This window comes from Nocardia cerradoensis NBRC 101014, from assembly GCF_000308535.1.
In the GTDB taxonomy this organism is placed as follows: domain Bacteria; phylum Actinomycetota; class Actinomycetes; order Mycobacteriales; family Mycobacteriaceae; genus Nocardia; species Nocardia cerradoensis.
In genome coordinates, this window is sequence record NZ_BAFW01000084.1 from 1 (window position 1) to 4,586 (window position 4,586).

General features: G+C 67.9%; 4 protein-coding genes. 2 read left to right on the forward strand and 2 right to left on the reverse strand.

Annotation, left to right across the window (positions count from 1 at the left end):
- Positions 1-112 precede the first annotated feature (112 nt).
- Complete coding sequence (locus ON23_RS09715) at positions 113-1,009, forward strand: ABC transporter permease (RefSeq protein WP_039777652.1); 897 nt, start codon at positions 113-115, stop codon at positions 1,007-1,009.
- Between the two features lie 30 nt (positions 1,010-1,039).
- On the forward strand, positions 1,040-2,383 hold the full coding sequence (locus tag ON23_RS09720; protein WP_039777654.1) for an LLM class flavin-dependent oxidoreductase: 1,344 nt from the start codon (positions 1,040-1,042) through the stop codon (positions 2,381-2,383).
- Between the two features lie 96 nt (positions 2,384-2,479).
- Here the strand turns inward: ON23_RS09720 and ON23_RS09725 are convergent, their stop codons facing one another.
- Positions 2,480-2,815 (reverse strand): transglycosylase family protein, encoded by a 336-nt coding sequence (locus ON23_RS09725; protein ID WP_030514506.1) that lies wholly within the window; start codon positions 2,813-2,815, stop codon positions 2,480-2,482.
- A 397-nt stretch (positions 2,816-3,212) separates the two neighbouring features.
- Positions 3,213-4,586, reverse strand: a 1,374-nt coding sequence (locus tag ON23_RS09730; protein WP_039777656.1) for a hypothetical protein, incomplete at its 5' end; no start/stop codon positions are given.

Sequence of the window (4,586 nt, forward strand, 5' to 3'; positions counted from 1 at the left end):
GAACACTTCAGCGAAGTCCGGCATCGGATCTGGTCGCTGCTGCACGACGAGGTGGCCCGCGCACAGGGTCTCGAGCAGGCCGACCTCGCGGCCACCGACAGGAGGTAACGAAATGTCCACCACATTGCCCGCCACCGCCGAACCCGTACTGGTGTCGAAGAAGTCCTCCGTCCCGGCCGGGAGTGCGGCCGAGGCTCCCGCTCGCTCCACCGCTGGCACGGGGCGGCAGCTGGCCGCCCTGGCCGGTCGCTGGGGCTGGCGGCTGTTCAAGCCCGTCTTGGTCATCGGCCTGTTCCTGACCTTCTGGGAGCTCGCGCCCCGATTCGGCTTGGTCGATCAGATCTTTCTGCCGCCGTTTTCCACCGTCGTGCAGCGCGGTGACGAGCTGATCCGCAACGGCCAGCTCTGGGACAACACCTCCGCCAGTCTGGGCCGATCCCTGGTCGGCTTCGCGATCGCGGTGGCGTGCGCCGTTCCGGCCGGCGTCGCCATCGCGTGGTACAAGCCGGTGGCCGACTTCGTGAACCCGCTGCTCGAACTGTTCCGCAACACCGCGGCGCTGGCGCTGCTGCCGGTGTTCATCCTGATCCTCGGCATCGGCGAGACCTCCAAGGTCGCGATCGTGGTCTACGCGGGCTTCTTCCCGATCCTGCTGAACACCATCAGCGGTGTTCGATCGGTCGACCCGCTGCTGATCAAATCGGCTGTGTCACTGGGTTTCTCGCCGCTGCGGCTGTTCCAGAAGGTGATCCTGCCCGCCGCGGTCCCGACCATCTTCACCGGCATCCGGATGGCGGCCTCGGCCTCGATCCTGGTCCTGATCGCCACCGAGATGGCCGGTGCGCGAGCGGGACTCGGCTATCTCATCACCGCCGCACAGCAGAATTTCCAGATCCCCGATATGTATGTCGGGATCGTCGCCATCGCGATCGTCGGCCTGGTCTACAACGCCGTACTCGTCGCCATCGAACGCCGCCTCACCCGCTGGCGCCCGCAATCCGATCGCTGAAGCACTACACCGAAGGGACGACGACGCTCGATGTCGCCATCACCGAAAACCTTTCATCTCAACGCCTTTCTGATGGGCGTCGGTCATCACGAGGCCGCCTGGCGCCATCCGCGCACCGAGGAACGGCGCGTGCTCGACGTGAAGCATTTCCAGGAATTGGGCCGCATCGCCGAGCGCGGCAAACTGGATTCGGTCTTCTTCGCCGACGGTCTGGCGGTGGGCCCGCGCATTCAGCGCAATTCCCTCGCGGTGTTCGAACCGGTGACATTGCTGTCGGCCATCGCCGCGGCGACCGAACATATCGGTCTCATCGCGACGGCCTCGACGACGTATAACGAACCGTTCAATCTGGCCCGCAAATTCGCCTCGCTCGACCACATCAGCGGCGGGCGTGCCGGATGGAACATCGTCACGTCCGGCAGCGTCGACGAGGCCTACAATTTCGGCTACGACGCCATTCCCGAACATGCTCGCCGATATGAGCGCGCCACCGAATTCGTCGATGTCGCATTGCAATTGTGGGACAGCTGGGAGTCCTCGGCCGTCGTGCTCGACCCCGAGGCCGGTGTCTTCGCCGACCCGGACAAGGTGCACACCATCGACTACGACAGCGACCGGTTCCGGGTGCGCGGTCCGTTGAACTCGCCGCGCGGACCGCAGGGCCGGCCACTGCTGGTGCAGGCCGGATCCTCCGAGAGCGGAAAGGAATTCGCCGCCCGCTACGCCGAGGCGGTGTTCACCGCGCAGCGCACCCTGGAGGAGGGGCAGCGCTTCTATCGCGATCTGAAATCACGGCTGCCGAAGTACGGCCGCGGCGCCGACGAGCTGAAGGTGCTCCCCGGCCTGGTGCCCTACATCGCCGATACGCCCGCCGAAGCGCTGGCGTTGGAGCAGGAGTTCACCGATCTCATCTCCCCCGACTACGCGTTGCGCCAGCTGTCCACGCAGCTGGGCATCGATCTGACCGACCATCCGCTGGACGCGCCACTGCCGCCACTGCCGGTGGAAAGCGAGATCGAAGGCAACAAGTCCCGGTTCACGCTGGTCAAAGAGCTGGCCACGCAGGAACAGCTGACCGTGCGGCAGCTGATCGGCAAACTCGGCGGCGGGCGCGGGCATCGCAGCTTCGCCGGCACGCCGGAGCAGATCGCCGACGAACTGCAGACCTGGTTCGAGGCGGACGCGGCGGACGGATTCAACATCATGCCGCCGTATCTGCCCGGCGGACTCACCGATTTCGTCGACCGGGTGGTGCCGATCCTGCAGGAACGCGGCCTGTTCCGCACCGAGTACACCGCCGACACCCTGCGCGGGCACTACGGACTCGCGCCGGTGGAGAGCCGGTTCGCGGCCGGAGCCGCGATCAGCGCCTGACCGGCGGATACAACGCGACAGGCCCCTTCCGGGTAGATCCGGGAGGGGCCTGTCTGCACGCTGTGTATGCGGACGAACCGCGGGTGGAGGCGAACCTTACAGGTTGGCGCCGCACACCGGCCAGGCGCCGGGGCCCTGGCTGGCGAGCACGTTCTCCGCGACGCGGATCTGCTCGGCGCGGCTGGCGTTGGCCGGGTTGCCACTGCCGCCGTTGGCGTTCCAGGTGCTCTGGGTGAACTGCAGGCCGCCGTAGAAACCGTTTCCGGTGTCGGCGCCCCAGTTGCCGCTGGCCTCGCACTGCGCCACCGCATCCCAGTCGTGGCCGCCGTCGGCAGACGCGGTAGCGGTCAGGCCGAAGGGGACGGCGACGATGGCGCCGGCGACGGCGGCGAAGCCGAGTGCGCGAGTGCTGAACTTACGGTTACGAGACATGTGGTTTTCCCTGCCTGCGCCCAACCGGCCCGATGGTGACGATTACGGGTCCCTGCCCCCAGGTATGTCGGGGTCGAACTCGAACCGCGGGACAGGGTTGCCGGTGTTCAGCGATTCGAGCGTCAGCCCGGAATTCCGAGCTGCAGACGACGGTAACGGAGAAATCTCGATACATCACGTTGCGATAACAACCGAACTGCCTCAACCCAACGTGGAGGATATTCGCGTTTACGCAGCGCATGGTGCGATAAACGCGCGTTACATAACTGTAGTTATATAAACGTTATGTGGTCGAGATCACTGAGATATAGTGATCCCCGTCGCATGACGGTGCCCGAAATCGGTAGTTTCGTCGGGTCGAATCGTCGGCGGACGCGCAAACGGGCCGGTCAGAGGGCTAACGCTCGGACACGGTGACGGGCCACCGGTCCACCGTCTCCAGCGACGTGAGCTGCGCATTCTCCAGCGCTTGCGCGACACGCCGACCGTAGCGGGATGCCAGGGCAGGAGTGCGGCCCACCCGGCCGGGACGCCGCTGCTCGGCGTAGGCCAGCCAGCCCGAGGCCTGACGCAGGATCTCACCGGTGCTCAGCGGCCCCGCCAGCAGCAGACCGCCGTATTCGGGCACGACCGCCACCGCACTGCCCAGATGCTGCAGGCATCGGCAGATTCCCAGTTCGTGACCGAGATCGCGGTAGCGGGTCAGCGCCAGCAGCCACCAGCGCATCGCGCGCCGGGGCTCACCGCGCATCCACCACAGCAGTCCCAGCGTTTCGAAGGTGTGCGCCCGGCCGGAGGGATTGCGCCCGCCGCGGGTCAGGGTTTCGGCCAGCTCGAGACGGTCGCGGGCGGCGTCCAGGCGGCCTTCGTGCATATGTGCGATGGCGAGGTCGTTCAGCGCGCAGACCTCGGCGGCGATGTCGCGACGCGGCAGCAGCCACCACGCGCGCTCGAACCCGGCCACGATGTCGGGCAGTGGGTACTCCCCGCCCGGCAGGCGGTCGAAATCGCGCATCGCCTCGGCATGCGCGCGCCGAGCGTCCAGGCCGGTGCTCCGGCGTGGGCGGTTGCGGCGCCGCTTCCGGAGCGCGCGCGGCCATCGCCGGCGTGTCGCGGTATCGAGCGCCCGATCGCAGCGGATCGATGCCAGTTCACGGATCTGCGGATGCGCCGGGCCGCTCAACGCCAGCATCGCCCGCGCCGCGGGACCGTCGGAAGGGGCCCCGATCCGCGCGTACCAGAGGTCGAGCGCGTCGGCGATCCGGGCCAGGGCCGGGATGTCGAGTTCGACGCCGTGATCGCAGTCGGCGCATCGGCGCAGCAGCTCGGCGAGCCGGTCCGCCGTGCCCGTGAACCACCGGTGCGCGCCGACGCCGAGCCGATCCGAATCCAGGGCCACCGCCCAGCGCGTCGCCCGGTCGGAGTAGTGGCGGATCAGCGCCGGCCACGAGGCCCGCCACTGTGGTGTGCGGCGGACGACGGCACGGTCCGGCGATGTGGTGGTCTTCGCCACGGCGAATCGGTCGTGCCCGTCGTGCACGATCACGCCGTGGGCGGCGAGCCGGATCAGAACCTCGCCGGTGGAACGCTGAACCACGGCCTGCTCCCCCGGCAGGATGGTCGCACTGTCGAGCATCGCGGTCACGGTGTCGTAGAGCGCGGCGGCTTCGTAGTCGGTGAACGGCAATACCCGCAGGACGGCGACGACGGCCGCATCGGTGGCGTCCAGCGGCTGCGTCCGGGCCGGGACGAGCGCGGGCAGCGCCGCGAC

Coding starts and splice junctions, on each gene's coding strand:
- ON23_RS09720 (WP_039777654.1), top strand. CDS start 1,040: ATGTCGCCATCACCGAAAACCTTTCATCTCAACGCCTTTCTGATGGGC.
- ON23_RS09715 (WP_039777652.1), top strand. CDS start 113: ATGTCCACCACATTGCCCGCCACCGCCGAACCCGTACTGGTGTCGAAG.
- ON23_RS09725 (WP_030514506.1), bottom strand. CDS start 2,815: ATGTCTCGTAACCGTAAGTTCAGCACTCGCGCACTCGGCTTCGCCGCC.